Source organism: Amycolatopsis sp. NPDC047767 (assembly GCF_040704195.1).
GTDB lineage: Bacteria > Actinomycetota > Actinomycetes > Mycobacteriales > Pseudonocardiaceae > Amycolatopsis.
The window spans coordinates 61,109-86,898 of sequence record NZ_JBEYSJ010000014.1 but is presented as its reverse complement, the minus strand read 5'-3'; the positions used below and the strand labels follow the sequence as shown (position 1 = coordinate 86,898).

Genomic DNA, 25,790 nt, shown 5'->3' with positions numbered 1-25,790 from the left:
CCGTAGCGGCGTCATTCCTCCAGGGCCGCGAGGGCGTCGCGAAGTGCCGCTCGGGAAGTGATCCCGAGCTTGGGAAAGATCTGGTAGAGGTGCGCGCCGATGGTCCGGTGCGACAGGTACAGGCGCTCGGCGATCTGCTTGTTGCTCAAGCCGGACGCCGCGAGATCCGCGATTTCCCGTTCCTGGGGCGTGAGCACGTCTCCGCTCGCGGTGGTTCTCGGTGCGCCCCATCCGGTGGCCCGCAGTTCCTTCGCGGCACGATCCGCCCAGGGGCCGGCGCCGAGCAGCGTGAAGGCGTCGTGGGCCAGGCGCAGCGGCTCCCGGGAGTCGGCGTTCGCCCGCGCGCGGCGCAGTCGCTCCCCGTACGCCAGGTGGACGCGGGCCAGGTCGAAAGGCCACCGGTCGACGCCCGGGATCTCCAGCGCCTCCTCGAACAAGCGCACCGCCTCGTCGTCGTCGATGGCGCACAACGCCGCCGAACCGGCGGCGAGCAGGCTGAGCCGCGGGGACAGCGCGGAGATGCCGGCCTCCCGCATGGCGCGTACGTGAGCGGCGGCGGCGCTCGGCCGGTCGGTCCGCACCGCGGCTTCGACGACGTCCAAGGCCACCCACAACGCATGCGGCACGTGGGAGGCGAACGTGCCGGCCGGGCTGATCGCCGTCGCGTTCTGGTAAGCGTTTTCGAAGTCACCGCGGCCGGATTCGGCGACGGTGCGGACGTGCCGGGCGTAGTGCAGTGCCGCCCCCACTCCCCGGGGCGTGGCCCAGCGGATGATCTGGTCGGTCAGCCGGTCGACCGCTTCGTCGTCGCCGCGGGCCGCGGAGACGACGGCTCGGCAGTACCAGAAGTACCAGGTGAAGAAGTGGTACCCGGAGTCCTGGCACAACTGGGTTCCCTCGTCGGCCAGGTCCAGGCATTCGTCCCACCGGCCGGTGAGGTAGTCGTCCAGGCACAGGTGCATCAGCGCGCCGACGTGCCGGCGCGGCGGACCACCGTCTCGCCCTTGGAAGACGACTCGCCACGACGGCTCGCGGACATCGGCCAGGCGATCGAGGTAGAGCGAGCCGGTGCCGGCGCGGACGATCCGGCCGGGGTCGGTTTCCTTCTGCAGGTCACTGAGAACGGAGTCCAGCTGAGCCAGCGCCCCCGCACCGGAACGGACCGGGTCGGAGAAGGTCTTGGCGGCCACGGACAGCAGGGCGGGCGGCTCCGGTCGCAGGCGTCGCAGCGTCGCGTACAGAGGCACCCACAGCTCCGCGCGGCCGCTGAAGAAACAGAGGAGCACCAGCAGGTGGAGCGCCTCGATGAGTGCGCCGTCCTTGGCGTCGTAGCGGTGCACACCGGCTTCGATGGCACCGGTCAGCAGCCGGTGGGCGGTGTCGATGTCCCCGTCGCCGTTGATGATCAAGAAGACCGCGGCGGCCGCGAAGTGGAGGGAGCCGATCAGCTCCGGGTCGGCCAGGCGGGCACCTTCGAGCAGTTCCGAGGCGTTGCGGAGTTGCCCGGTCGCATCGGCGCCGATGTAGGCGGCCTCGGCGAGGCGGCGAGCGCGGTTCGAGCTGTGCGGGCTCAGATCGGCAGCCCTGACCAGCGCCGCGACCGCTCCGACGGCGTCTCCGCGGGCCGCGATGCTTCTGGCCGCCTGTTCCAGCAGGCCGGCCACCTGCTCGTCCGGCTCGACGGAAGCCTCGCCGAGGTGCCAGGCGCGCCGCTCGGGCTGGCTCACCAGCACCTGGGCCAACGCTCGATGGGCCGCCCGGCGCTCGGCACTCGTGCAGGCATCCACCACCGCCGACCGGATCAAGGGGTGCCGGAACACGAGCCGGCGCGTGCCTTCGTCGAAAGCCACCAGCCGGTCCTGCTCGGCCGAAGCGAGGTCTTCGAGGTCGGACTCGTAGCCGGCCTGGCGTGCCGACGCCTGCAGGACCGCGAGGTTGCCGGTTCCCTCCAGCGTCGCGAGCAGCAGCAGCCGCCGCGCGGCGAGGGAGAGGGCGGACACCCGGGACAGGAACAGCGCCTGGAGCCGCTGGCTGAGCGGGAGGATCGCGGGAAGGCTCTCCAGCGCCACGCGCTGCTCCCCGCTCAGCACCGTGGGCAGCTCGAGCAGAGCCAGCGGGTTCCCTTCGGCCACCGACAGCAGGCGCTGACGCACGCGAGCCGCCAGGGTCGGGAACCGGGTGTTGAGCAGGAGCTGCGAGGATTCTCCGTCCAACGGCGGCACCTCGTACTCGGGCAGGCCGCCGTGGTTGAAGAAGGTCTCGCTTCCCGAGCGCATGGCGCCGAGGAAGGTGACGCGGGTGCCGTTGAGCCGGCGGGCGACGAAGCCCAGCACGGCGGCGCTGGCCCGATCGAGCCACGGCAGGTCGTCGACGATCAGGAGCAGCGGGCCGGCTTTGGCCACGTGACGCAGGAGCATGAGGCTCGCGTTCGACACGACGAGCCGTTCCGGCGGTGCTCCGCTCCCGAAGCCCAGGGCGACTTGCAGCGCATCGGCGTGCGGCGGGTCGAGCTCGCCGAACGCCTCGTAGAGGGGGAAAAGCACCTGGTTCAGCCCGGAATAGCTGACGTCTGCCTCGAACTCGACGCCGGCGGCCCGCAGGACCCGCGAGCCACTCGCGACCGCGGCTTCGGCCACGGCATCGAGCAGAACGGTCTTGCCCACCCCCGCCGCGCCCGACAACAGCAGCGCCCCACCGCGATCCGTGGCGGCGAGGAACCCGCGGATCCTCTCGAGCGCCACGCCGCGTCCCACCAGGGAATCGACACCACCGTGTTCGAAAAGTCCGTTGTCGCCCACCGGATCACGCTCCCCCGCCCACGCGGGCCGTCCGGAATTCCCGGCCTGGTGCGCGACCTCGCGGGCCGGACTGTCCACAAGCGATTCGCCGGTGCTCACTTCTGGCTGTCAACGTAGGCGATCCTTCACTCCGGCCGCGCGGAGTGCCGACGTCAGCCGTTGTGCAGACGTGGCGCTGAAGCAGTGGTTCCGCGTTCGGGTGCTCAGTAATTTTGGACGATGCTCCAGAGCATCGCGTGAAACTTGGCGTGGTCACGGGTGGGGATCGAGGACAGGCGACGCATGATCGCCGTGTCGCGAGCGATGGCGACCTGGTCTTTCACCTCGACGCCTTTCGAGGTTGCCCTCGGAATGCGCACCCGCCGATCCCGAGCGGAGAGTTCGCGGACGACGAGCCCGTCGCGCTCCATCCGGTCGAGGATCGACACCAGCGTGGTCTTGTCGACACCGAGCTCCGTCGCGATCTCCAGCTGCGTCCGCACCGGACCGGTGCTGATCAGTTCGAGAACGAGCCAGTCGCGCAGATCGGCCAGCCCCGCATCCCGCGAGACCTCGTTGAACGCGTCGCCGAGCGCCGCCGCCGCGCGGTGGGCCAGCCAGGTCAGGTCACCGATCGCCGAGGCGGCGTCGGGTGGCGGCAACGGGTCGCGGCGCTCGCTCTTCGGAGACACCGCGCGAACGTATCATCCGCATCCGGATCGTCCAAGCGTGGATCAGATGCGATCAGATGATCCGATGTCATATGGTCCACTCGGCAGACATCATGGCGGTTGCCTCCTTGGCCGGGAGCGCCGGGATCCGGTCGTGCGGAACCACTCGCGCGTTCAGCGTCGCAGCCTAGAAGGAGGTCGAAGTAAAAACATGACTCAAGATCCGGAAGACTTTGCCGATTCTCCAGAGCCGCCGGCTTACGGCGAGCACGATGCGCTCTCGGACGTGTTGCAGGCGATTCACCTGCAGGGTGGCGATGTGCGACGCCGGTCGAGCCCGCGTGAGCGCCACCCGGCCGGGGCCAGGGTGCTGCACATCGTCGAGGAGGGCGGGATCAGCGTCGAGGTCGCGGGCGAAAACGCGGCGGAACTGGGCACCGGGGACCTGGTGCTGCTCGCGCGGGGTGACGCCCACGTCGTCCGAGCGTCGCCGGACGCGAGCTGGGTGACCGGGGAGTTCCTCGTCGAGACGGTCGTCGCCGCGCCGCTGCTCGATGTTCTGCCCGCGGCGATCGTGATCCGCGGCGACGAGCGATCGGCGGGGTGGCTGCTGCCCATCCGGGAGTTGCTCGTGTCCGAGGTGATTCGCTCGGCACCCGGTGCCCGCGTGATGGTGTCGCGAGCGCTCGATCTGCTCTTCATCTGGTCGCTGCGGACCTGGGCCGCGTCCGGCGATGTGCGCCACGCCGGCTGGCTGACGGCGGCGTTGGACCCGGTGCTCGCACCGGTCCTCACGGCAATCCACCGAAACCCCGGCCGTGACTGGCCCGTCGACGAGCTGGCGCGGCTCACGTCGCTGTCGCGTTCGGCGTTCGCGACGCGGTTCGCCGAGTCGGTCGGGGAAACGCCCGGTTCGTACGTGTTGCGGTGCCGGCTGGGCCAAGCGGCGCACCTGCTGCGCGGCACGGCCGACCCGGTCGGCCGGATCGCGGCCCGCGTGGGCTACACCTCCGAAGCCGCCTTCAGCCGCGCCTTTTCCCGTGCCTACGGCAGTTCGCCACGGGCGTGGCGCGGCGGGGCCGGTTCTGATTCCGCCGAACGAACGCCGGAATAGATCGGCCGATACCGGACGACACCGGACGACACCGCCGAATTGGCCGGCGGTGTCGTCCGGTTCACGTCACCGGGTGCCCGCGACGGCCCGTTCGATGAGGTTGACGACGATCCCCGGGTTGGTCACTTGTGCCGCGTGGGGAGTGTTGGCCTCGACGATGTGGGAGTGGGCGCGAGTGGCCATGAAGCGCTCGGCGGCCGGGGGGATCAAGTGGTCGGCGGTGGAGACGAGGGTCCACGAGGGGATCGTCCTCCAGCCCGGCTCGCCGGCGAGGTTCTCGCCCAGGGCCGTCGAGGCGACGGGGTTCTGCGTGGCGGCGAGTTCCGCGGCGGTGGCCGCGGAGACGCGGTTGCTGAAGAACAGGTCCCGGTACTGGGCCGCCTTGGCGTACAGCTCGATCTCGGGATCGCCGTTGGGGTTGGGGTAGGGAACGGGGACGGGGCTGAGTGCGGTGGGAGGGACCGCGGTCGGATCGGTGCTGATGTGGCTGCCCGGGAATTGCCCGGTCAGGGTCGTGACGTTTTCATTCGTGTCCGGCTCGAAGGCCGAGATGTAGACCAGGGCCTTGACGTTGGGGTTGCCCGTGGCGGCACTGGTGATGACGGCTCCACCGTAGGACTGCCCGACCAGGACGACCGGGCCCTGGATGGTCTTGAGGTAGGAAGCCAGCAAGGCGGAATCGCCGGAGAGGCTGCGCAGGGCCGTCGGCGGGGCGACGACCGGGTAGCCGTCCGCCTGCAGGGACCTGGTCACGTCGCCCCAGCTCTGGGAGTTCGACCAGGCTCCGTCGACGAGGACGATCGTCGGCTTCGGAGCCGCGGTCGCCGGGTGCGAAAGCGCGGCAGGCGCGGTCTGCGGGGATGGTGCGGCCGACGCCAGCGTGGTTACGCCGGCGGCGAGGGCGATCCCGGTCACGCCGAGGACGGCGGAGCGGAAAACACGACGTTTACGCACGGTTTCTCCTTGTTCGAAAAGGTTGTCACTGCGGTCCGCGGACAGGTCTGTCCGCGGGGGTTCGTGGTGGGTCACACGCGGGCGGGGGCGTGCTCCTCGGCCCAGTTCAGCGCGTAGTCGGCGACTTCCTGCCAGCCGTCCTGGCCGATGATGAAGTGCGAGCGCCCGGGGAATTCCTGGTACTCGGTGACGGCCGCGGACTTGCGCGACAGACGCCAGTTGGCCTTGTTGACCTTGGGCGGAACGAGGTGGTCGGCCTCCCCGGCGATGAACAGCAGCGGGGCCTGGCGCTTGCGGAAATCGACCCGGGTCACGGCGCGGGGGTTGAAGTTGGCGAACGCCCCCTGGAAGAGCACACGGGCCGAGCCGGGCACGGCGTACCGCTCGTAGCGGGCGGCGGACTGGCTCTCGGTGAGCGTGTTGGTGACGGCGTAGTGGAACTGCTCGGGCGTCAGCGAAACCGCTTTGTTCTTGTTGGCCGGGTTTCCCAGGACCGGCCAGGTCGACTTCAGCGTCGACAGCGGCAGCGGAAGGACGCCCTTGACGGCTGCCGAGTCGATGGCGACGCCGACGCGGCCCAGCCCGCGGTCGAGCAGCAGCTGCACGATGGTGCCGCCGAACGAGTGGCCCATGATGATCGGCGGCCGGGCCAGCGAGCGGATGACGCTCTGGTAGTGGTCGACCACCTCGCGAAGGCCGACGCCCGCGATGCCCGCGGGATCACGCCGGAGCTCCTCCACCTCGCGGTCGAGCCCCGGCCAGGCCGGGGTGAACACCCGGTATCCCCGAGCCTCGTAATGGTGTTTCCACCCCTCCCAGCTGCGCGGGTTCACCCAGAGGCCGTGAACGAGCACGATCGTGTCGGCCTCGTGGGCAGAGAGATCAGTCATGCGAATCTTTCCTTTGAGCAGGACTTGAACAGGACTTGAACCGGACACCGTCCTCACCGGAGCAGGCCCGGCCGGCGCTCCTCGAAAGCCGCCTCGATGCGGGCCGAGCACGCGCCCGCGGCGGTTCTCAGGATCCGGTGCCGCTCCACTCGTCCGCTTCTGTCGGATGGCCACCGGGAATCGACGCCGGCACGCCGCCTCGGACAGTCGTTCAACAGCTGTCGGTGTCGCGCCGGCCGGTCGGGCTTCGAGGCGCGCGGCCGTTCCAGCTCTCCCGGGTGCCCTTCCGCATCCCCCGGCTGCGGTCAAGACGAGCCGCGGGCCTGTGCACAGTCACTTGGCTTAAACCGGGCAGGGCAGCACGTCCGCCCACCGCGAAGGCGGCGACAGTCGGATGACAGTGCCCGCGACGGTCCCGAATCCGTTACCTTGCGGCGGAACACCCGCGCCCCCGCGTCGAGAGCGAGGATTCATGTCGAACGAGCCGGTCGTTCTGCTGCACGGCTTCTACCACGGAGCGTGGGCCTGGACGGACGTGATCGCCGAGCTGGCCGGGCGGGGCCGCACCGCGGTCGCCGTCGACATGGCGGCGCACGGCCTGCACGCGGCGTCTCCGGCGTCGGCCGCCCGGCGTCCGTTCGACCCCGTCGCCTACGCCACGGAGCCGTCGCCGGTCTCGGGGGTCGGGCTGGACGCCGCCGCCGACCTTCTGGTGACGCAGCTGGACAGCGTCGGCAAGGGAAAGCCGGTCTGCGTGGTCGCGCACAGCATGGGGGGTGCGGTGCTGACCCGGGCAGCCGAACGGCAGCCCGGGCTCGTCGCGCACATGGTGTACCTGGCCGCGTACATGCCGGCCTCGAACACGCCGTGCCTCGGCTACCCGGCGCTGCCCGAGGGCCGGGACAACCGGTTCATGCAGTTGCTGGTCGGCGACCCGGCGGCCATCGGCGCGCTGCGGATCGACCACCGCAGCCCGGATCCCGAGGCCCAGTCGGCCATCCGGGAAGCCTTCTACGGCGACGTCGAACCTTCACGAGCGGCGGCCGCGACCGCTCTGCTCAGCTGCGACGCGCCGCTGGTGACCACTCCGACGAACGAGTCGCGCTGTTCCCGGCGGCTCCTGCGGCCGACGAGAGCGAGGAAACCGATCGTGAGGACGCCCGCTGCCGCGCAGATCGTCCAGGCGAGAACGTAGGCCCCTTCGCCGGCGATTCTCGTGCCGGGCAAGGTGATGCTGGACAGGACGAAGGTGAACACCGCCCCGCCCAGGCTGCCGCCGATGGCTCGCGTCGTGTTGTACATCCCCGTGGCCACCGCGATCTCGTCGGCGGGGCTGTGCTCGGCGATCATCGCCGGGAGCGCGGCGAACGCCAGCGACGTGCCCAGCGTCGAGAGCGGAGTCAGCACCACGAACAGCACAGTGGACTCGTGCTGCACGATGAAGACGATCTGCACGACCACGTCGACGACGATGCCCGCGACCGCGGTGCGGGTGCCCCCGATGGCGCGGCTCAACCGGGACATCAGCAACGCGCCCGCTCCCCCGGCCAAACCGGCGACCACCAGTACCTGGGCGAGGACGATGGGCGGGAGTTTCAGCCCGTATCCGACCTTCGCGGGATCCGCGGAGAGGAACGTCAAGCCGACCGTCTGCGAGCCGATCAGCGCGAGGCCGAGGGTGATCGCCGCGAGGTACCAGCGGAGAAGCTGCGGCCGCACGAGCGCGCGCACGTCGACGAGCGGATGATCGCTCCTCAGCTCGATCACCACCCACAGGGCCAGCACCGCAAGGGATCCGGCGAGCAGCCCGACGGTCATCGCGAGCGGACGGCCACTCGCTCCGCCGAGAACCCACAGCAGTGAGCCCAGTCCGACGCTGATGGCCAGCGCACCGGCCCAGTCCACGTTGCCGCGGGCCCGGACGGCGCTCTCCGGCACGAAGAAGAACACGATCACGAGGCCGAGAACGGCGAGCAGAACCGGAACGGTGAGCGTGGCGCGCACGTCGTTCGTGGTCGCCTGCACGATCCCGCCCACTTCGAACCCGGCGGTGCCGCCGATCATGGCCGCGGCGGCGAGGAAGCCGATGGCGCTGCGCGCCCTGGTGCTGTCCAACCGGCTGCGCACGATCCCGAGCTGCAGCGGCAGCAGGGCGGCGACCGGGCCGAGGAACACCTGCCCCAGCAGCATCACCGGGAACGAGGGACCGTAGGCGAACAGTGCCGCCCCGATCAGGGCCGAGGCCAAGGACAACCTCATCAGCCGGCGATGTCCGTAGAGATCACCGAGGCGGCTCACGATCGGCACCGAGATCGACGCGGCGAGCAGCTGGATCGACGCGATCCAGTTGAGGTCCGCCGCCACGATGCCGAACTGCTTGCCGATCTGCGGGATCAGTGACGGGGTCATGCCCTGGATGAGGCCGCTCACCATCTCGACGACCACCAGCATTCCCACCGCGCGCCGGACTGAGCCGCGGTGCGGGGAAGCGGTCGTCGACGGCGACGCTGCCGTCGTCATTTCGTTCACGGGAGCTCCGATCGTGGTCCGCGTGGAGGGAGAGCGCCGCGGCTGCTGCGTCGTCCTGCGAACGGGACCCACGCGTGCCGCGGCGTCCACAGAAGGTAGGTCGAGGGAGCCGGTTCGCTGATCGTTCTTCGGAAACGCTCGCCGAGGTGGCCGCCGGACCGCGTTCACGACCGCTCGGCGGCCGCTGCGAACGGCCGGTGATCGTTCATCCCCGTTGGCACCCGGTCTTGGTCGTTTGCGAAGCGAGCTCGGCCCTCGATGAGCGCTTCGGCGGAATCGGCCGATGGCCACGCACTCCGGATCTACGCTCGTCCGCACGCTCGACGACGTCGAGGAGCAGCCTCGGCCGACGCCCTCGGCCACCACGGACACCGACGTCAGACCCGAAGGAGCAGCCGGCCCATGACCGCCACCGCACCGCCGACGCCGCTGGTGATCACCGAACACGACATCCGGATACCCATGCGCGATGGCGTACTGCTCCGCGCCGACCTGTGGCGCCCGGCGGGACCCGATCGCCATCCGGTGCTGATTTCCCGGACGCCCTACAGCCCCTCGATGGTGACGGCGGCACTGAACCCGCACCGGCTGGCCGCGGCGGGTTTCGCGGTGCTCGTCCAGCATTGCCGCGGCCGCTTCGGCTCCGGTGGCACGTGGTCCTATGTCCATTCCGACGTCGAAGACGGTTACGACACCGTGGAATGGGCCGCCGGCCGCCCGTGGTCCGACGGGCGGGTCGGCATGTTCGGCCAGTCCTACGGCGGGTCGACCCAATGGCTGGCCGCCCAGACGCGTCCGCCGCACCTCGAGGTGATCGCCCCTGAAGCCTGCGCCGCGGACTACTGGGAAGGCACCTTCGACGCGGGCGGCACCTTCCGGCTCGCGTTGCGAGTCGGCTGGACGGCGCACGTCATCTCCGAAAATGGCCGAGGAATGGGGAATCGACGACGCGCGGCTGGCGCATCTGCGCAGCGTCACCCTCGGCCTGCACAGTGCCGTCGCCACCGGCGATCCCGAACAGCGGCGGCAGGCCCGAGCGGCGGCCGCCACCGCGCTGGACGAGATCTTCCGCACCCGGCCGTTCCGCGACAACCCGCTGTGGCACGGCCGGGCCGGGTGGCTCGAGGAAGCGTTCGACCACGAATCCCGCGACGACTCCACGTGGCTCCGGCACAATCCCACCACGCACTACAGCGGGATCGACCTGCCCGCGCTCCACATCGGCAGCTGGTACGACATCCACCTCGGCGCGACGCTCCGCCACTACACCGGCATGCGCCGGCAGGCGCCCACCGCCGCGGCGCGTGCTGCGCAGCGGCTGATCATCGGCCCCTGGGACCACTGGCACTCGACGGTGCACCTCGTCGGTGAGGTCGACTTCGGTCCCGAAGCCGCCATCGACATCACGGCTGTCCGCGCCCGGTGGTTCCGCCGGCACTTCGACGGCGCACCCGACGACACGGCGCCGATCCGACTGTTCGTGATGGGGCGCAACGAGTGGCGGGACGAAGCCGAATGGCCCCTGGCCCGAACCGAGTTCACCCCGTTCTACCTCCACGACGGCGCCGTGCTCGACCCGCGGCGCCCCACCGCGGACACCGGCGCGGACGCCTTCACCTACGACCCGCGCGATCCCGTCCCCACCATCGGAGGACGCCTGCTCGGCAGTGGCGGCGAAGTCGCGGGCCCGGCCGACCAACGGCCCAACCTCGCCCGCGGCGACGTGCTGACCTACCTGTCGGCCGAGCTCAGGGAGGAACTCGAGCTCACCGGCCCGGTCACCATGGACCTGTGGGCCTCCACCGACGCCCCGGACACCGATTTCACCGCGGTCCTCCTCGACGTGCACCCCGACGGTCGCGCCCTCAACCTCTGCGAGGGTGCGGTCCGGGCGAGGCACCAGCTCCCGGCGACGCCGCTGGAACCCGGCGCGGTCTACCACTTCACCCTCGACCTCGCCGCGACGAGCATCGTGCTCGCGCCGGGCCACCGCGTCGGCGTCTACGTCTCTTCCAGCAGCTACCCCGAATGGGAACCCAACCCCAACACGGGAAACCCGCTCGGAACCGACACGAACGAAGACCTGCGCACGGCCCGCCAGACGGTCCACCGGACGGCGGCCTGTCCGAGCCGCGTCGTGCTGCCGATCATCCCCCGCTAGCGAACCGCACAGGAGGTGTGCAGGATGGCGTCCAGGCGAACGGTCAGGATCGGCTCGGGTGCCGGCTTCGCCGACGACCGGATCGAGCCGGCGGTCGAGCTCGCCGAGCGGGGTGAACTCGACTACCTGGTCTTCGAATGCCTCGCGGAGCGCACGATCGCCCTGGCCCAGCTGGAGCGGTCACGCGACCCGCTGGCCGGTTACCACGAATGGCTCCCCGACCGGATGCGGGCGGTGCTGGCGACCTGTGCGGCCATCGGCACCAAGATCATCACGAACATGGGTGCGGCCAATCCGCTCGAGGCCGCTCGCGTCGTGGTCGAGATCGCGCGGCGCGAGGGCCTCGCGGGCCTGCGGGTCGGCGCGGTGACCGGTGACGACGTCCTTTCCCTCGTCACCGCCGAGGACCTTCCGCTGCTGGACCGGCCCGGGTCGGTCTCCTCCCTGGGAAATGTGGTCTCCGCCAACGCCTACCTGGGCTGCGAGGGCATCGTCCGCGCGCTCGCCGAAGGCGCCGACGTGGTCGTCACCGGCCGTACGGCGGATCCGTCCCTGTACCTCGCGCCGCTGGTCCACGAGTTCGGCTGGGCCCTGGACGACTGGGACCGGATCGGCAAGGGGCTCTGCCTCGGCCACCTGCTCGAGTGCGCGGCTCAGGTCACGGGCGGCTATTTCGCCGACCCCGGATTCAAGGACGTCCCGGCCCTCGCGCGGCTGGGCTTCCCCCTCGCGGTCGCCGAGGCCGACGGCACCTTCGTCGTCACCAAGGTCGCCGGCTCGGGTGGCCTCGTCGACGTGCGCACCTGCACCGAGCAACTCCTGTACGAGGTGCACGATCCGGCCGCCTACGTCTGTCCCGACGCCGTCGCGGATTTCTCCGGTGTCCGCCTGTGTGAGCTGGGCACGGACCGGGTCCAGGTCACCGGCGCCACGGGTCGTGCGCGCCCGGACCGGTTGAAGGTCTCGGTCGGCTACTTCGACGGTTTCCTCGGTGAAGGCCAAATCTCCTACGCCGGACCGAACGCGGTCGCCCGCGGCCGGCTGGCTCTCGACATCGTCCGGGAGCGGCTCACGACCGCCGGTCTTTCCGGCGCGGACCTGCCGTACGAGTTGATCGGGGTCGACGCCGTGCTGCGCGGGCCGCGGGTGGACGTCGCCGATCCGCGCGAGGTGCGCGTTCGCGTCGCCGGCCGGACCAGCTCACTCGACGCGGCCAAGTACCTCGGCCGCGAGGTGAGCGCCTTGTGGCTCAACGGCCCGGCCGGCGGAGGCGGCGCGACCCGGCGAGCCGAACCGGTCGTGGCGATCGCGTCGGCACTCTTGCCCAGGCACGCCGTCCGTACCGAAGTGTCCATTGTGGAGGCATGAATGCTGTTGCACCTGCTGGCCCACGCTCGCGCCGGCGACAAGGGGACGACCTCGGACATCACACTCGTCGCCTACCGGCCGCACCATTACGCGCATCTGCGCCGGTACGTGACCGGTGAGCGCGTCCGCGAGCACTTCGCGGACCTCGACCTCGGCGAGGTGGAGCGATACGAGGTGCCGCAGCTCTTCGCACTGAAGTTCGTGCTGCGCGACGCGCTGACCGGGGTCACCCGCGCACCCGATCTCGACGCGCACGGCAAGAGCCTGTCCTCGTCGTTGCTGGAAATGGTCGTCCCGGAACCGGTCACCCTCGATCCGGCCCGCTTCGCCATGAACTGGTGATTTCCTCGAAGATCCCGCGGTTGCCGACGGCGGCGCAGTTCTGCCTCGTCATGGCCCCAGGTCTCCTCGGGTTGACTGTGCTCAGAAGGGTTGTGTGCCGAACTCGCGCATGTCGGCGGCATACGGCGCGACGCTGAGGACGCCGCCGTCGACGGCGTGCACGCTGCCGCTGATGAAGCGAGCGTCGTCGGAAGCGACGAAGGCGACGAACTTGGCGATGTCGTCGAAGTGCCCGAGCCGGGGGGTGTGGTGGCGGGTCATCATCCTGAGCCAGTGAGTACCGCTCAGCGCTTCCAGTCCCTGCTCGCCCAACGTGATTCCCGGCATGACCGCCACGCACCGGATGTTCTGCTTGCCGTAGCGGGCGGCGACCGAGCGGGTGAGGGAGTTGAGCCCCGCTTTCGAGGCTCCGTAGGCGAATCGCGTCGGTTCACCGATCACGCCGGATCCCGACGAGGTGTTGACGATGACCCCGCCGCCGGCCTCGATCATGACGGGGATCGCGTATTTGCAGCCCAGCATGGGTCCCCGCAGGTTGACCGCCAGCGACCGGTCTCACAGGTCCGCGTCCATTGTGGTCAGATCGTCGTCCTGCTGCGACGCGAAGGTCGCCGCCGCGTTGTTGTGCAGGATGTCGAGGCGGCCGAACCGATCGATCGCTTCGGCGATCATCGCCTGCACCGCTTTCTCGTCGGCGACGTCGGTTTCGATGCCGACCGCACGACCGCCGCCGCGGACGATTTCGCCCGCCCGGGTTTCGGCGGCCTCGCCGTTGATGCCGGCGAGCACTACGGCCGCCCCGCGCCGGGCGAACTCCGCGGCGCAGGCCGCGCCGATCCCGCCGCCGGCCCCGGTGATGAGCGCGACTTTGTCCTGCATGGAAAACCTTCCGGTTCGTAGGAGTCGGTCAGCTGAAGAAGGTGCCGCAACCGCCGACCGGCCCGCTCGCTGAGCACGAAGGGGCCACGGCGTTGACAGTGATGTCGTAGCGGGCCCATTCGCAGGCGGCGACCCGGGTCAGGCCCGCGATGCCGCCCTGGCTCCGTCGACGACCACCGACACGGAAGCGCCTTCGTGGGCCAACGCCCGGGCGATTCCGGCACCGGTGCCCTGGCCCGCGCCGGTGACGACGGCCGTCTCGCCGGCGGGGATCGGCCGGGTCATCCGATCGCCTGGTAGGTGAAAGTGGACGGACCATAGTGGACGGTCACGGTTCCGGCGGGCGAGTCCGAGTCGATCACGCCTTCGTCACGGCTGGCGACGCGGATCCGCAGCCGGTGCCCTGCCTTGAACCGGTGGTGCGTCGCCCACAGCGGCACCCGCAGGTCGTAGGGAGTTCCTGGCTCCACCGGCACCCGCACCTCGTTGCCGGCCCGGTGGCTGGCGCGCAGGAAACCGTGGGTGACCCTGGAGACCTCGTCGTCGGGGCCGAGGTCTTCCAGGATCACGGCGACGTAGCCTTCGTCCGCGGTGAAGGCGACGCGCAGATCGACGAACGGCGTACCGGCCAGCACCAGATCCGCCGGAAGGGACTCCGTCTCGGCGAGCAGCGCACCGGTCTCCACGTCGAACACTTCGGTGGCTTTCTCCGCCGGACCGGCCACGAGCTTGCCGCCGGGCGCGAAAGTCAGGTGGTCTTCCCGCGCCTGGGCCGGCGGCCAGGTCGAGTACTGCCTCCACCCCGCGTCGGGCATCTCGTAGGAGGTCACCCGGGTTTCGGGCAGGAGGCCGGGGACGTCGTCGGAGAGCCAGTGGTCCCACCACGCCAGGTACGCCGCGGTCGCGATGTCCTCGAACTGGCCCGGGAGCGTGCCGTGGCTCCACGGGCCCGCGACCATCCAGACGTTTTCGGGGCGGGCCTGGAAGTTCTTCACCATGGCGTTGCGGTACTGGTCCAGCCAGCCGCCGACGTCGAGCACCGGAACGTCGAGCCTGTCCCAGCGCGCCCGCACGCTGCGGTCGCGCCAGTAGTCGTCGTAGAGCGGGTGCCTGGGGTAGGTCTCGAGGGTCGCCGGGGCGGTGTCGGACTGCCAGCCGCGGATCCGGTTGTTGTAGATGCCGCCGCCGAGGTAGATCGTGTCCTCGTACCAGTCGCTCAGCGCCTGGGCCGCGATCACCGCGGTGAGGTGTTCCGGCTGGTGCACGGCGGCGAGGAGGGCGGTGTGCCCGCCGTAGCTCACGCCCATCTGGCCGACCTTGCCCGTCGAGAACGGCTGCGTCCCGAGCCACTCGATCAGGTCTACGTTGTCACGCTGCTCCTGCGGGCCGAACGGGTCGATCTCCCCCGGCGAGTCACCGCTGCCGCGCACGCTGCACACCAGGACCACGTACCCCCGGGTCACGAACGCGCGGGCACCGGCGGCCATGAACGACACCGCGTTGTACCCGTTGAACTCGTACACGATGCCGGGAAACCGCCCGGGCGCAGGGGAACCGTCCGGGTTCGCGGGGCGGTGGAGCTCCCCGGCCAGCAGCACCCCGTCCCGCATCTCGACCTGGACCTTGCTCACGTGAACGCCGTGCGTTTCCGGTCTCGCATACGTGAAGAACGGATCCGTCGACGAGGTCGAGCGAGCCACGGGCTTCGAGAGATCGAGTCCCGCGAAGTGCGCGGACAGATCGGTAGGTGACAACGGTTCCGGCATGTCCGGAGCGTATCCACGACAGCCTGACTGAGGGCGCCAAGTCGACAAAGTGATCATTCCTTCCGTCTTGTAGCGCAGAAACACCCATTCCAACCTCTGATCGGGCGTTCTGCGATCACTTCGACCGGCGTCCTCTCTGACTTCTGATGCGACCGAAACCCGCCCAACTGCGCAAACGCGGCGCCGGACATCTTGATTCGGTGAACGCGCGCGCCGGCCGGATTCAGGCCCTTGTGCGATCACGCGAGTGACCTTCGTACGCAGAAACAGGTAGCGTTCGGCCACCATGGGTGCTTCCCGCGCACCATGCGCTCCTGGAGCCCTGTCATGCAAGAGCAATTGTCCGAGGACGACCTCGCGCTCATCCATGCGCTGCAACTGTGGCCACGAGCCAGCTGGAGTTCCCTCGCGCCCGTGCTGGGCACGTCGGCCCCGGCGCTCGCGAGCCGGTGGATCCGGCTGCGCGAGAACGAGGTCGCGTGGGTTTACGCCTACCCGCTCGGCGGCGTGGCCGCGCGCAACCGTCAGCTGGCGATCGTCGAGTTCGACTGCGCGCCGGGCCGGCTCGACGACGTGGTCGGCACACTCGAGGGGCTGGTCCACGTCCGCGCCATCGAGTACGCGGCCCGCGGCCGCGACCTGATGACGATCGTCGCGGCACCGACATTCGAGAAGCTGTCCTCGTTGATCCTGGACGAGCTGTCCCGGATCCCGGGCGTGCAGTCGACGAGGACGCACCTCGGCACCGAGATGCACATCGAAGGCAGGCAGTGGCGGCTCGACGCGGTCGACGCCCGTGAACAGGCCGCGATCGAGAAGGCCGCGAAGGCCGCCACCCCCAGCCCGCGTGGAGCGCCGGTCGACATCACCGCGCCCACCTACGCCCCGCTGATGTCAGCCCTGAGCAAAAACGGCAGAGCGACGGCGATCGACATCGCCGACCAGGTCGGCCGCCCGGCCTCGACCGTGCGGCGGCAGCTGGGCCGGCTGCTCAAAGCGGGTGCGCTGGCGATGCGGTGCGAACTGTCCCAGCTGCACACCCGGTGGCCGGTGAGCGTCATCTGGTGGTGCCGCGTGCCGAAACCGCTCCTGCTGTCCGTGGTCGCCAGAATGCGGGCCGAACCCCGCGTGCGGATGTGCATGTCGATGACCGGCCCCGCGAACTTCGTCGTCTTCGCCTGGACGGCGGGCCTCGCCGACCTGATGCAGCTCCAGGGCGTACTCGAGGACCTGCTACCGCCCGGCGCCCTCATCGACAGCTCCGTAACCCTGCGCACGCGCAAACGCGCCGGCTGGCTGCTACGCCCCGACGGCCGCCTCGACACGGACACACCGCAGCCCGCCCAGTAGGCAGTCGTCAACGAGCTGCGGCTCAGGCCTCGCCGGCCTTCGCACGGGCGATGGGCTCGCGCCTGGAGGCGGCGACAGCATCGCTGGCATGATCCACGCGTGAGCTACGACTTGGCGGTATGGGAGGGCGACCGTCCGTCCGGCGACCAAGCGGCCGGCGACGTGTTCCATTCGCTGTACGAGCGCCACATCGAGTCCGACAGTCAGGAACCACCCTCGGACCGCATCCGTACCTTCGCCTTGGCTCTGCTCGATCGCTACCCGGACATCAGTGAGGAAGACGGCGAAGACAGCCCTTGGTCGACCGCGCCGATGCTCAGCGAGGCGGTCGGACCGTTGATGTACTTCCCGATGGTGTGGAGCCGGTGCGAGGAGGTCTCCGCCTGGGCCGCGCAGCTCGCCGCGGAACACGGATTGGTCTGCTATGACCCTCAGCTCGAGCGGCTCCGACCGTAGCGTTGCGACGAACCGGTCGGCCTTCGTCCGCATCAGCGCGGCGAGGGCTTCGCCAAGGATCGCCCCGGGCGGTCTCTAACAAGTATCCCGGTTGTTCTTAGACTGGCCGCGTGGAGGACATCGAAGCGATCGCCCTGCTGCAGGACCCCGTCCGGCGGCGGTTGTACGACTACGTGGCAGCCCAGGACCACGAGGTGAGCCGGAACGAGGCGGCGGAGAGCGCCGGGATCCAGCGCACGCTGGCCGCGTTCCACCTGGACAAGCTCGTGGACGCGGGGCTGCTGGAGACCGACAGCAGGAGGCTGAGCGGGCGGACGGGCCCCGGCGCCGGGCGGCCGGCCAAGCTCTATCGCAGGTCCGGCGCCGAGCGCCAGTTCTCGGTTCCCCCGCGCGATTACCGCACCCCCGCCGATCTGCTGGCCGAGGTCGCCGACACCGCCCGCCTGGACACCGAACTGCAGGCCGCCGCCCGACGGGAGGGGCGGGCCGCCCGCGCCACCGCGCCCGCGCCGGTCGACGGTCTCGACGCGGCGAAGGCCCTGCTGGCCGCTCGCGGCTACGAGCCCCGCCTGGACGAAGACCGGGACGCCTTGCGCCTGGCCAACTGCCCCTTCCACGCCCTTTCCGAGCGGCATCCGGTGCTGGTGTGCGGGATGAACCTGGCGCTACTGGAAGGGCTGCTGGAGGACGCCGTCGGCCTGCAGGCCCGCATGGACCCGCGACCGGGCATGTGCTGCGTCGTCGTCGAGCTTTCTAAAAATAACGCGAGTTGACATAGAAACACCACGATGGTGAGGTGAGGGCATGACGGGACACCACCTCGCCCAGCTCAACGTGGGCACGATGAAATTCCCCCTCGCCGACAGCCGCATGGACGGCTTCACGTCCATGCTCGACACGCTGAACGAGGTCGCCGACAACGCACCCGGCTTCATCTGGCGCCTGGTCGACGACAGCGGCACCGACGCCACCGCGATCCGCACGTCCCTGGGCAATGACGTCCTGGTGAACATGTCCGTCTGGGAAAGCCGGGACGCCCTGTGGGACTACGTCTACCGCAGCGGCCACCTGGACGTGCTGCGCCGCCGGGCGGAATGGTTCGAGCCTCCGAAGGCGCCGTTCCAGGTCATGTGGTGGATCCCCGCCGGGCACACTCCCACCGTCGAGGAGGCCGTCGAGCGCCTGGAACTGTTACGCGCACAGGGCCCCACGCCCAACGCCTTCGGTTTCCGCGACACCTACCAGCCCGCGGACGCCGACTCGACACCTCGGCACCCGGCGGAGGCTCCTCGGCGCCGCCAGCTCGCGAGGTAGTGGCGGCCGCGCGATCCGCCAGGGAATCCGTGCAGCAGGATCAGTTTGTCGCAGCTCGCGGCGGAAACGTGGACCGACAGCCCCGCCGGGCACCGCAATCGATCCATTGTGGACACGGCGTTCCTCTCGATCGGCCGTTCCGGGGAAGTACGATCTCCGGCCCCTCGCGCGCGACCCGGAACCACCTCAGCTCTTGATGAACTCCAAGACATCGGCGTTGAGTTGCTCAGCGTGGGTGACGTACAGGCCGTGCCCGGCAGTGGGATATTCCCGGTAGACGGCGTGGGGCACCAGCTTCCGGGTGCGACGGCCGGTGACGTCGATGGGGGCGGACTGGTCGGCCACTCCGTGCACAACGAGCGTCGGAATGGTGATCTGACGCAGATCAGGGCGGAAATCGGTGCCGAAGTTCGAGTGGAACATCGCGGCCGTCGCGAACGGCGATGCCGACAGGCAGCGCCGGATCTCGTGCTCGATCAGTGCCGGTGAAACGTCGTTGCCCAAGTGCGTGGCGAAATAGCCCTGCGCTCGATCGGCGAACCACTTCGGCCGGTCCTTGCGCAGCTGTGCCAGCGTCGCCTCGTTGACCGCCTCGGGAATTCCCTCGGGATTGTCCTCGGTCAATTCGAGGTACGGCAACGTCGCCGCCAGGAACGCGACACGGGAGACCCGCTCCTCGCCGTGCCGGGACAGATAGCGTGCGGCCTCGCCACCGCCGGCCGAGTGGGCGACGAGCGTGATGCCGCGCAGGTCCAGATGCTCGATCAACGCGGCCAGATCGTCGGCGCCGGTGTCCGCGTCGTAGCCGGAGGAGGGGCGGTCCGAGCGGCCGTGCCCCCGCCGGTCCAGCAGGACACACCGGAATCCCCGCTCGACGAAGAACGGAACCTGATATTCCCACATTTCGGCGTTCAGCACCCAACTGGAAACGAACACCATCGGCGCGCCCGAACCGTAATCCTCGTACGACAGGCGGGTCCCGTCACCAACCTCGAAGAAAGACATTTTCCGCTCCTCACCATTGTGTTGTGACCCAATGGTCGCCGAGGATGAGACGCTGGTCGATTACCTGGCACGTAATGAGTCCTGCGGCCGGTCGCGGGCGAGCGCGCAGGCCCGGCGGCTCCGGACGGAGCCAGCGGGACCGGTCGGACGGCGACAGCGGGCCGTGGCCGCCCAGGCCGGACTCGGTCGGGCGGTGCCCTTCTGGTCGTGTGTCGGCTGTCACGGCAGCTGCCGCCGGGCCGACGCCGGCACCACCCGAAACTTGCCGACCGAGACCACCTTCGCCACGCTCGGCGAAGCGTCACCGATCAGCTACGCGAACATCCGCCGATGGGCCACTTGGTCGACAGCGGCAGCCCCGCCGGCGGTCACAAACTGGGCTTCTACCGCCCTCAAGTCGCCCCTACCAACGGGTAGCAAAAAAGCCCAGGCCTGTGGCCTGGGCTTTGCTCCCCCGCTTGGACTCGAACCAAGAACCCTCCGGTTAACAGCCGAATGCTCTGCCAGTTGAGCTACAGGGGATCGTATTCGGTTGTGCACCGGATCTCCGGTGCGATGGAAAGAAGTTTAGCGCACCCCCCGCGCCACCCGAACAGGGGCCCCTCTTTGCGGATCACGCCCAGGGGGCGCCGGATTGCTGGACAATGGAGAGTCGGGAGTCCGACGAACGAGAGGCGTGGCCACTGATGAAGAAGTTCCTGCTGGGCGTGGGTCTGGGATACGTGCTGGGGACCAGGGCCGGCCGGGGACGGTACGAGCAGCTCGTGCGCACCTACCGCAAGGTGATCGACCACCCGATGGTCCAGGGCGCCGCGGGAGTGGCGCGGGCCAAGGTCGGGGAGAAGTTCGGCCGGGGGCGCTGAGCCCCGCGCACACTGCCGCCGAGGGGGCCTGCGAGCGCGCCCGGAAACGTCAGGGGATGCGCGCCACGAAGAAGATGCGGCGGAACTCGAACCACGTCGTGCCGTCCGCGCGGGGCGGGTAGGCCTCGTCGAGGAGCGGGGCCAGCTCCGTGCGGAAGGCGGCCCAGTCGTCGTCCGGGAGGGCGGCGCGGATGGGGCGCAGGGCGGTGCCGGTGATCCACTCCAGCACGGCGTTCTCGCCGGCCAGGCGCTGCATGTAGGTGGTCTCCCAGGCGTCGACGAGGCAGCCCGCGTCGGCCAGCAGGGAGGCGTACTCCAGAGGCGACGACACGGCCTCGTCCTCGCGCAAGACCAGGGTGGCCAGGCGCGAGGCCCACGCCGGGGACGCCGCCAGCTCGCGCGTGATGCGGTGCGACGGCGCGCCGAAGTTGCCCGGCACCTGCACGGCCAGCACGGCACCCAAAGGCAGCTGCGAGACCCAGCGGCGCAGCAGCTCGTCGTGGCCCGGCACCCACTGCAGCACCGCGTTGGAGACGACCACGTCGGTGTCCGGGTGCGGCGCCCACTCGCGGACGTCGGCGACGTGCGCGTCCACGCCGCGAGCGCGGGCGGCGTCGACCATCTCCGGCGAGCTGTCGAGCGCCTCCAGCGTGGCGCCGGGCCAGCGGCGGCCCAGGTCGAGCGTGAGGTTGCCCGGGCCGCAGCCCAGGTCGACGACGCGGCGCGGCGCGTCGGACGAGATTCGCCCGATCAGGTCGTAGAAGGGGCGGGCCCGCAGGTCCGCGTAGTCGAGGTACTTGGCCGGATCCCACATGCGAGCCTCCCGAGAGCTAAACCGTACGCCCGTACTGAGTACGAGCGTACTGCTTACTCCCCCGGGTTGGCCAGCTTCGCGGCTACTTCCCCCGCGATCGCCTCCACCAGCGCCGGATCCGTGCCCGGGTCGGGGCGCACCTGGAGCACCGTGCCGTCGCGGCCGGGGACCTTCCGCTGCACGAACCACGCGCCGCCGCCGGCCCCGAAGTCGTGGCGGTGGCGCGCGCGCACGGAGCCGTCGACGCGCAGGCGCACCTGCGGCGGCACCTTGCCCGGCGCGGGCAGCCGGAACCGCACGGGCGGGCGGTCGACGACCACCATCACGGCGCCGGCCTCCCCGGTCTCCTCGGACTCCTCGGACTCCGTGAGCTCGAAGACACCGTCGCCCCACGCGGCCTTGGCCACGAGGTGCCAGTAGACGCGCCGGGGGCCGCCCTCGGACGGCACCCACAGGCCGAGGCTGGTCACCACGAGCTCGCCACCGCCCTCGACGCCCGCGACCGCGATCACGTTCTCGCCCGGAGCGAGCTCCCCCGGGAAGTCCGCGGGGAGTCCCCCGCCCATCAGCCGGTTCAGCCAGCCCATGTCAGTCCCATCCGGACGCGGCCTGCTCGCGCAGCGACTTGCGGTACTGCTCCAGCGCCACGAGGTCGCCGAACAACGCACGGTAGTCGTCGGGCGCTTCGACCGGCGAAAGTCGTTGCAGCTTCGACTTGATCTCGCCGATCTGCCGGCCGACGAGACTTTCCTGCACCCCCGCGAGCACGCCGGAGATGTAGCGCGAGTCCACTTCTCCCAAGGCGCGCAACGGTTCCACGGCCAGCTCGCTCAGCACGCGCCGCACCGTCCCTTCCGGACAGTGCTGCCGCGCGGCGTCGAGCAGGGCCGAGCCGGTGAGCCCCGACGCGGCGCCGCCGGCCTTGAGCAACGCCAGGTGCACGGCGACGTACACGGGGTGCGTGAACGCCTCCTCCGGCAGCGAGTCGTACTCCGGCCCGGCGATCGCGGGCTGCTGCAGCGCGGCCTTGAGCGCCTCGCGCTGGCCCATGAACCGCGGGTCGCCGGGGGCGGGCCGCGGCAGGTCCTGCTTCTCCGGCTCGGGCGCGGGCGCCTGCCGGGACGCGGGCTGCCGCAGCTGCGGCTGGCCGCCGCGCTTGGCCGTGGCCCCGGCCGCGCCGCGCACGCGGTTCACGACCTGCGCCACGTCCTGCCAGCCGACCCACCACGCGAGCTTCGACGCGTACCCGTCGCGGCTCGCGCGGTCCTTGATGGCCGCGACCATCGGCACGGTCTTCTGCAGCGCCGAGACCTGGCCGTCGACCGCGTCGAGGTCGAACTGCTTGAGCGTGCTCTTGATCACGAACTCGAACAGCGGCGTCCGGCGCGCCACGAGGTCCTTCACCGCCGCGTCGCCCTTCGCGATGCGCAGCTCGCACGGGTCCATACCGTCGGGCGCCACCGCGATGTAGGTCTGGCCGGCGAAGGTCTGGTCGCCCTCGAACGCCTTCAGCGCGGCTTTCTGGCCCGCCGCGTCGCCGTCGAAGGTGAAGATGATCTCGCCGCGGAAGGCGTCGTCGTCCATCATCAGCCGGCGCAGCACCTTCATGTGGTCCTCGCCGAACGCCGTGCCCGACGACGCGACGGCCGTCGGCACGCCGGCCGCGTGCATCGCCATCACGTCCGTGTAGCCCTCGACCACCACGACCTGGTGGCGCTTCGCGATCTCGCGCTTGGCCTGGTCGAGGCCGAACATGACCTGCGACTTCTTGTAGATCTGCGTCTCGGAGGTGTTGAGGTACTTCGCCTCGATGCGGTCGTCGTCGAACAGCCGCCGCGCGCCGAAGCCCACCACGTCGTTGCCGACGTCGCGGATCGGCCACACCAGCCGCCGGTGGAAGCGGTCCATCGGGCCGCGCTGGCCCTCCTTGGACAAGCCCGCCGCGAGCAGCTCCTTGACCTCGAACCCGCGGTTGAGCAGATGCTTCGTGAGCTTGTCCCAGCCGCCCGGCGCGAAGCCGCAGCCGAACTGCTTGGCCGCGGCCGCGTCGAACCCGCGCTCGGAGAGGAAGTCGCGCGCGGCACGGGCCTCGTCGGTCACCAGCTGCTCGATGTAGAACTCGCTCGCCGCGCGGTGCGCCTCGATCAGCCGGGAACGCGTGCCGCGGTCGCGCTGCACGCTCCCGCCGCCGCCCTCGTAGTTCAACCGGATGCCGACGCGGTCCGCCAGCCGCTCGACCGCCTCGACGAACGAGACGAGGTCGATCTTCTGGATGAACTTGATGACGTCGCCGCCCTCGCCACAGCCGAAGCAGTGGAACGTGCCGTGCGTGGGGCGCACGTTGAACGACGGGGTCTTCTCGTTGTGGAACGGGCACAGCCCCTTCAGGCTGCCGCCCCCGGCGCGCCGCAGCGCGACGTACTCCCCCACGACCTCGTCGATCCGGTTGCGCTCACGCACCTCCGCGATGTCGCTCTCCCGAATCCGTCCTGCCACGGTATCCACAATAGTTCTCCCTCCCCGGTGGCTTTGCGGCACACTCGGCCTCATGCCCACACCGACGGCGCTCGACGACCTCGCCCGGGAGTTCGCCACCCACCGCGGCCACCTGATCGGGGTGGCCTACCGGCTCACTAGCACCCGCTCGGACGCCGAGGACGCCGTGCAGGAAGCGTGGCTGCGCCTGGCCGCGCTCGACGACGCCGGGCGCGCCGGCATCCGCGACCTGCGGGCCTGGCTGACCACGGTCGTCGGCCGGATCTGTCTGGACCGGCTGCGGTCGGCGCCGGCGCGGCGCGAGCAGTACGTGGGCCAGTGGCTGCCCGAGCCGATCGTGACGCCGTTCGGCGCGCCGGTGAGCGAGGACCCGCTCGAGGCCGCGGTGCGCGACGACGGCATCCGCATGGCCGCGCTCGTGGTGCTGGACAAGCTCACGCCCGAGCAGCGCGTGGCGTTCGTGCTGCATGACGCGTTCTCAGTGCCGTTCGGGGAGATCGCCGAGATCCTCGGCTGCTCACCCGACGCCGCCCGCCAGCACGGCTCCCGGGCGCGGCGCGCGCTCGAGAGCGCCGACCCGCCGCCGCGCGCCGAGCTCACGGAGCAGCAGCAGGTGCTGGAGCGGTTCGTGACCGCGCTGCTGGCCGGAGACATCCGGGGCATGACCGAGGTGCTGCACCCGGACGTCGTGCTCATCGGCGATTCCGACGGCAAGGGCCGCACCACGCGCCAGATCATGGTCGGCGCCGACAAGCTCATGCGCTTCTTCCTGGGCCTGATGGAGAAGTACGAGCCGGGCGTGTTCAGCCGCGGTGCCCCGATCCTGGTCAACGGCGACCTCGGCCTGTGGCTGCCGCCGATGCCCGGCCGCGACGGGTTCCTGTCCGTCGACGAGCACGTGCAGTCCATGAGCCTGCGCGACGGGCGCATCGTGGCCATCTACGACATCGTGAACCCCGACAAGCTCACGCACATCACGCGCCCCGCCTAGGTTCGGCGGGCGGGCGCGAAGAAGTCGGCGAGCAGTCGCGTGACCTGCTCGGCCTCGTCGTGGTGCACCCAGTGCGACGCGTCGGGCAGCCGTTCCACGCGGTCGAGGCCGGGGACGTCCTCGGCCTCGGGCTCGGCCAGCTCCTGGCCGAGGTAGCGGTCCTTGTCGCCCCAGATGACCAGGGTGGGCGCCTTGATCGGGCGGATCGCCGCTTCCGCCTTCTTCGGCGGGGTCCGCACCGAGGACCGGTAGTAGTTGATCATTCCGGTCGCCGCCCCCGGCTGGGACCACGCCTGCACGTACCGGTCGATCTCCTCCGCTGTGTACGCCGGGTTCGCGTCCTGCAGGAAGTGGCGGAAGAAGTGCCAGTTGTTCGCGTGCACGATCGTCTCGGGCAGGTCCGGGAGGGCGAACATGAAGAAGTACCAGGACTTCCGCAGCTGGCCGGGGTGGTGCAGTCCCTGCGACAGCTTGCGCGGGTGGGCCGCGTTGAGGACGGCCACCCGGTCCACGACCTCGGGGTGGCTCATCGCGGTTGCCCAGGCGACGGTTCCGCCCCAGTCGTGCCCGGCCAGCAGCGCCTGCTCGGCACCGCGTTCGCGAATGAGGCCGCCGAGATCGGCGGTCAGCCGGTCGGTGTCGTAGGCGTCGACCTCCTTCGGCCGCGAGGACAGGTTGTAGCCACGCAGGTCCGGCGCGACAACGCGGAACCCCGCTGCCGCCAGCGGTGCGATCTGCTTGCGCCAGCCGTACCAGAACTCGGGGAAGCCGTGCAGCAGCACGATCAGCGGGCCTTCGCCGGCTTCGACGTAGTGCAGCCGTACGTCGCCGACTTCCGCGTAGCCCTCACGGAGGTCGCCGCCCAGCCACGCCGCCTGCCGGTCGGGTTTCCCGCTCGCGCCGCCGGCGCGGCCTTCGCTCGTGTTCATCGTCGCCTCGCTGGGTTCGGCCCTGATGCATGCATGGTTCTGGGCCCCCTCGCGGACGGCATCACCTCCGGCAGATGACCCGTGGCCCGCGAGCGCGTGCCACTGTCCGGGGTCGTCCGCC

Annotated in this window: 22 protein-coding genes, 1 tRNA gene and 3 pseudogenes; 12 read left to right on the top strand and 14 right to left on the bottom strand. The window is 70.3% G+C overall.

The window, feature by feature from the left end; translation table 11 throughout:
• Nucleotides 1-11: 11 nt before the first annotated feature.
• On the bottom strand, nt 12-2,897 hold the full coding sequence (locus AB0878_RS24855) for an AAA family ATPase (RefSeq protein WP_366582629.1): 2,886 nt from the start codon (nt 2,895-2,897) through the stop codon (nt 12-14).
• Nucleotides 2,898-3,001: 104 nt separating this feature from the next.
• A complete protein-coding gene (locus AB0878_RS24850) occupies nt 3,002-3,469 on the bottom strand; it encodes a MarR family transcriptional regulator (protein ID WP_366582628.1) in 468 nt (155 codons plus the stop codon).
• 46 nt (nt 3,470-3,515) lie between these two features.
• Between AB0878_RS24850 and AB0878_RS24845 the strand changes: the two genes are divergently transcribed.
• On the top strand, nt 3,516-4,562 hold the full coding sequence (locus AB0878_RS24845) for an AraC family transcriptional regulator (protein WP_366582795.1): 1,047 nt from the start codon (nt 3,516-3,518) through the stop codon (nt 4,560-4,562).
• Between the two features lie 66 nt (nt 4,563-4,628).
• Here AB0878_RS24845 and AB0878_RS24840 read toward each other — a convergent pair whose 3' ends face one another.
• Nucleotides 4,629-5,516 carry an alpha/beta hydrolase gene (locus tag AB0878_RS24840; RefSeq protein ID WP_366582627.1) on the bottom strand — a complete coding sequence of 296 codons (888 nt, stop codon included), beginning with the start codon at nt 5,514-5,516 and terminating at the stop codon, nt 4,629-4,631.
• A 71-nt stretch (nt 5,517-5,587) separates the two neighbouring features.
• Nucleotides 5,588-6,406 carry an alpha/beta hydrolase gene (locus tag AB0878_RS24835; protein ID WP_366582626.1) on the bottom strand — a complete coding sequence of 273 codons (819 nt, stop codon included), beginning with the start codon at nt 6,404-6,406 and terminating at the stop codon, nt 5,588-5,590.
• Nucleotides 6,407-6,878: 472 nt separating this feature from the next.
• Here AB0878_RS24835 and AB0878_RS24830 point away from each other — a divergent pair, with 472 nt between their 5' ends.
• Entirely contained in the window at nt 6,879-7,601 is a 723-nt protein-coding gene (locus AB0878_RS24830) for an alpha/beta fold hydrolase (RefSeq protein WP_366582625.1), read from the top strand.
• A gap of 80 nt (nt 7,602-7,681) precedes the next feature.
• On the opposite strand, the pseudogene AB0878_RS24825 reads toward AB0878_RS24830, so the two are convergent.
• Nucleotides 7,682-8,839 (bottom strand): annotated as a pseudogene (locus tag AB0878_RS24825) (MFS transporter); the annotation flags it as partial.
• Nucleotides 8,840-9,193: 354 nt separating this feature from the next.
• Between AB0878_RS24825 and AB0878_RS24820 the strand changes: the two are divergent.
• From AB0878_RS24820 to AB0878_RS24805, 4 genes and pseudogenes are all read left to right on the top strand, one after another.
• Nucleotides 9,194-9,850: pseudogene (locus AB0878_RS24820) on the top strand (CocE/NonD family hydrolase); the annotation flags it as partial.
• A gap of 7 nt (nt 9,851-9,857) precedes the next feature.
• Nucleotides 9,858-11,096: a CocE/NonD family hydrolase gene (locus tag AB0878_RS24815; protein WP_366582624.1), complete on the top strand. Its 1,239-nt coding sequence runs from the start codon at nt 9,858-9,860 to the stop codon at nt 11,094-11,096.
• A 24-nt stretch (nt 11,097-11,120) separates the two neighbouring features.
• On the top strand, nt 11,121-12,464 hold the full coding sequence (locus AB0878_RS24810; protein ID WP_366582623.1) for an acyclic terpene utilization AtuA family protein: 1,344 nt from the start codon (nt 11,121-11,123) through the stop codon (nt 12,462-12,464).
• Nucleotides 12,465-12,806, top strand: coding sequence for a hypothetical protein (locus AB0878_RS24805; protein ID WP_366582622.1), 342 nt, complete (start codon nt 12,465-12,467; stop codon nt 12,804-12,806).
• Between the two features lie 81 nt (nt 12,807-12,887).
• On the opposite strand, the pseudogene AB0878_RS24800 reads toward AB0878_RS24805, so the two are convergent.
• From AB0878_RS24800 to AB0878_RS24790, 3 genes and pseudogenes are all read right to left on the bottom strand, one after another.
• Nucleotides 12,888-13,685: pseudogene (locus AB0878_RS24800) on the bottom strand (SDR family oxidoreductase).
• A gap of 138 nt (nt 13,686-13,823) precedes the next feature.
• Nucleotides 13,824-13,970 carry a hypothetical protein gene (locus tag AB0878_RS24795; protein WP_366582621.1) on the bottom strand — a complete coding sequence of 49 codons (147 nt, stop codon included), beginning with the start codon at nt 13,968-13,970 and terminating at the stop codon, nt 13,824-13,826.
• Nucleotides 13,967-15,451, bottom strand: coding sequence for a CocE/NonD family hydrolase (locus tag AB0878_RS24790; protein ID WP_366582620.1), 1,485 nt, complete (start codon nt 15,449-15,451; stop codon nt 13,967-13,969). The genes AB0878_RS24795 and AB0878_RS24790 overlap by 4 nt, the downstream gene beginning before the upstream one ends.
• 327 nt (nt 15,452-15,778) lie before the next feature.
• On the opposite strand from AB0878_RS24790, the gene AB0878_RS24785 reads away from it, so the two are divergent.
• From AB0878_RS24785 to AB0878_RS24770, 4 genes are all read left to right on the top strand, one after another.
• A complete protein-coding gene (locus AB0878_RS24785) occupies nt 15,779-16,801 on the top strand; it encodes an Lrp/AsnC family transcriptional regulator (RefSeq protein ID WP_366582619.1) in 1,023 nt (340 codons plus the stop codon).
• A gap of 99 nt (nt 16,802-16,900) precedes the next feature.
• Complete coding sequence (locus tag AB0878_RS24780; protein ID WP_366582618.1) at nt 16,901-17,257, top strand: hypothetical protein; 357 nt, start codon at nt 16,901-16,903, stop codon at nt 17,255-17,257.
• Nucleotides 17,258-17,367: 110 nt separating this feature from the next.
• Complete coding sequence (locus AB0878_RS24775; protein WP_366582617.1) at nt 17,368-18,030, top strand: helix-turn-helix domain-containing protein; 663 nt, start codon at nt 17,368-17,370, stop codon at nt 18,028-18,030.
• 31 nt (nt 18,031-18,061) lie between these two features.
• Nucleotides 18,062-18,571, top strand: a complete 510-nt coding sequence (locus tag AB0878_RS24770) for a DUF3291 domain-containing protein (protein ID WP_366582616.1) — start codon at nt 18,062-18,064, stop codon at nt 18,569-18,571.
• Nucleotides 18,572-18,757: 186 nt separating this feature from the next.
• Here the strand turns inward: AB0878_RS24770 and AB0878_RS24765 are convergent, their stop codons facing one another.
• Nucleotides 18,758-19,576 carry an alpha/beta hydrolase gene (locus AB0878_RS24765; RefSeq protein ID WP_366582615.1) on the bottom strand — a complete coding sequence of 273 codons (819 nt, stop codon included), beginning with the start codon at nt 19,574-19,576 and terminating at the stop codon, nt 18,758-18,760.
• Nucleotides 19,577-20,025: 449 nt separating this feature from the next.
• A tRNA-Asn gene (locus AB0878_RS24760) sits at nt 20,026-20,098 on the bottom strand.
• A gap of 164 nt (nt 20,099-20,262) precedes the next feature.
• Between AB0878_RS24760 and AB0878_RS24755 the strand changes: the two genes are divergently transcribed.
• The gene (locus AB0878_RS24755; RefSeq protein ID WP_366582614.1) at nt 20,263-20,439 is read left to right on the top strand and encodes a hypothetical protein; all 177 of its coding nucleotides are present in this window, start codon (nt 20,263-20,265) and stop codon (nt 20,437-20,439) included.
• A gap of 49 nt (nt 20,440-20,488) precedes the next feature.
• Here AB0878_RS24755 and AB0878_RS24750 read toward each other — a convergent pair whose 3' ends face one another.
• From AB0878_RS24750 to dnaG, 3 genes are read right to left on the bottom strand one after another with little or no spacing between them, the layout of a single operon-like run.
• Entirely contained in the window at nt 20,489-21,253 is a 765-nt protein-coding gene (locus AB0878_RS24750; protein WP_366582613.1) for a trans-aconitate 2-methyltransferase, read from the bottom strand.
• A gap of 53 nt (nt 21,254-21,306) precedes the next feature.
• Entirely contained in the window at nt 21,307-21,840 is a 534-nt protein-coding gene (locus tag AB0878_RS24745; RefSeq protein WP_366582612.1) for a hypothetical protein, read from the bottom strand.
• A 1-nt stretch (nt 21,841) separates the two neighbouring features.
• A complete protein-coding gene (dnaG, locus tag AB0878_RS24740) occupies nt 21,842-23,758 on the bottom strand; it encodes a DNA primase (RefSeq protein WP_366582611.1) in 1,917 nt (638 codons plus the stop codon).
• Nucleotides 23,759-23,801: 43 nt separating this feature from the next.
• On the opposite strand from dnaG, the gene AB0878_RS24735 reads away from it, so the two are divergent.
• Nucleotides 23,802-24,740, top strand: coding sequence for a sigma-70 family RNA polymerase sigma factor (locus tag AB0878_RS24735; protein ID WP_366582610.1), 939 nt, complete (start codon nt 23,802-23,804; stop codon nt 24,738-24,740).
• On the opposite strand, the gene AB0878_RS24730 is transcribed toward AB0878_RS24735, so the two are convergent.
• Complete coding sequence (locus AB0878_RS24730) at nt 24,737-25,669, bottom strand: alpha/beta hydrolase (protein ID WP_366582609.1); 933 nt, start codon at nt 25,667-25,669, stop codon at nt 24,737-24,739. The two genes, AB0878_RS24735 and AB0878_RS24730, sit on opposite strands and share 4 nt — an antisense overlap.
• Nucleotides 25,670-25,790: the final 121 nt, after the last annotated feature.

Excerpts from the sequence above, each read along its gene's own strand:
- AB0878_RS24735 (WP_366582610.1), top strand. The coding sequence starts at position 23,802 with ATGCCCACACCGACGGCGCTCGACGACCTCGCCCGGGAGTTCGCCACC.
- AB0878_RS24805 (WP_366582622.1), top strand. The coding sequence starts at position 12,465 with ATGCTGTTGCACCTGCTGGCCCACGCTCGCGCCGGCGACAAGGGGACG.
- AB0878_RS24790 (WP_366582620.1), bottom strand. The coding sequence starts at position 15,451 with ATGCCGGAACCGTTGTCACCTACCGATCTGTCCGCGCACTTCGCGGGA.
- AB0878_RS24755 (WP_366582614.1), top strand. The coding sequence starts at position 20,263 with ATGAAGAAGTTCCTGCTGGGCGTGGGTCTGGGATACGTGCTGGGGACC.
- AB0878_RS24830 (WP_366582625.1), top strand. The coding sequence starts at position 6,879 with ATGTCGAACGAGCCGGTCGTTCTGCTGCACGGCTTCTACCACGGAGCG.
- AB0878_RS24845 (WP_366582795.1), top strand. The coding sequence starts at position 3,516 with ATGCGATCAGATGATCCGATGTCATATGGTCCACTCGGCAGACATCAT.
- AB0878_RS24745 (WP_366582612.1), bottom strand. The coding sequence starts at position 21,840 with ATGGGCTGGCTGAACCGGCTGATGGGCGGGGGACTCCCCGCGGACTTC.
- AB0878_RS24770 (WP_366582616.1), top strand. The coding sequence starts at position 18,062 with ATGACGGGACACCACCTCGCCCAGCTCAACGTGGGCACGATGAAATTC.
- AB0878_RS24750 (WP_366582613.1), bottom strand. The coding sequence starts at position 21,253 with ATGTGGGATCCGGCCAAGTACCTCGACTACGCGGACCTGCGGGCCCGC.
- AB0878_RS24765 (WP_366582615.1), bottom strand. The coding sequence starts at position 19,576 with ATGTCTTTCTTCGAGGTTGGTGACGGGACCCGCCTGTCGTACGAGGAT.
- AB0878_RS24835 (WP_366582626.1), bottom strand. The coding sequence starts at position 6,406 with ATGACTGATCTCTCTGCCCACGAGGCCGACACGATCGTGCTCGTTCAC.
- AB0878_RS24815 (WP_366582624.1), top strand. The coding sequence starts at position 9,858 with ATGGCCGAGGAATGGGGAATCGACGACGCGCGGCTGGCGCATCTGCGC.
- AB0878_RS24810 (WP_366582623.1), top strand. The coding sequence starts at position 11,121 with ATGGCGTCCAGGCGAACGGTCAGGATCGGCTCGGGTGCCGGCTTCGCC.
- AB0878_RS24785 (WP_366582619.1), top strand. The coding sequence starts at position 15,779 with ATGCAAGAGCAATTGTCCGAGGACGACCTCGCGCTCATCCATGCGCTG.
- AB0878_RS24730 (WP_366582609.1), bottom strand. The coding sequence starts at position 25,669 with ATGAACACGAGCGAAGGCCGCGCCGGCGGCGCGAGCGGGAAACCCGAC.
- AB0878_RS24795 (WP_366582621.1), bottom strand. The coding sequence starts at position 13,970 with ATGACCCGGCCGATCCCCGCCGGCGAGACGGCCGTCGTCACCGGCGCG.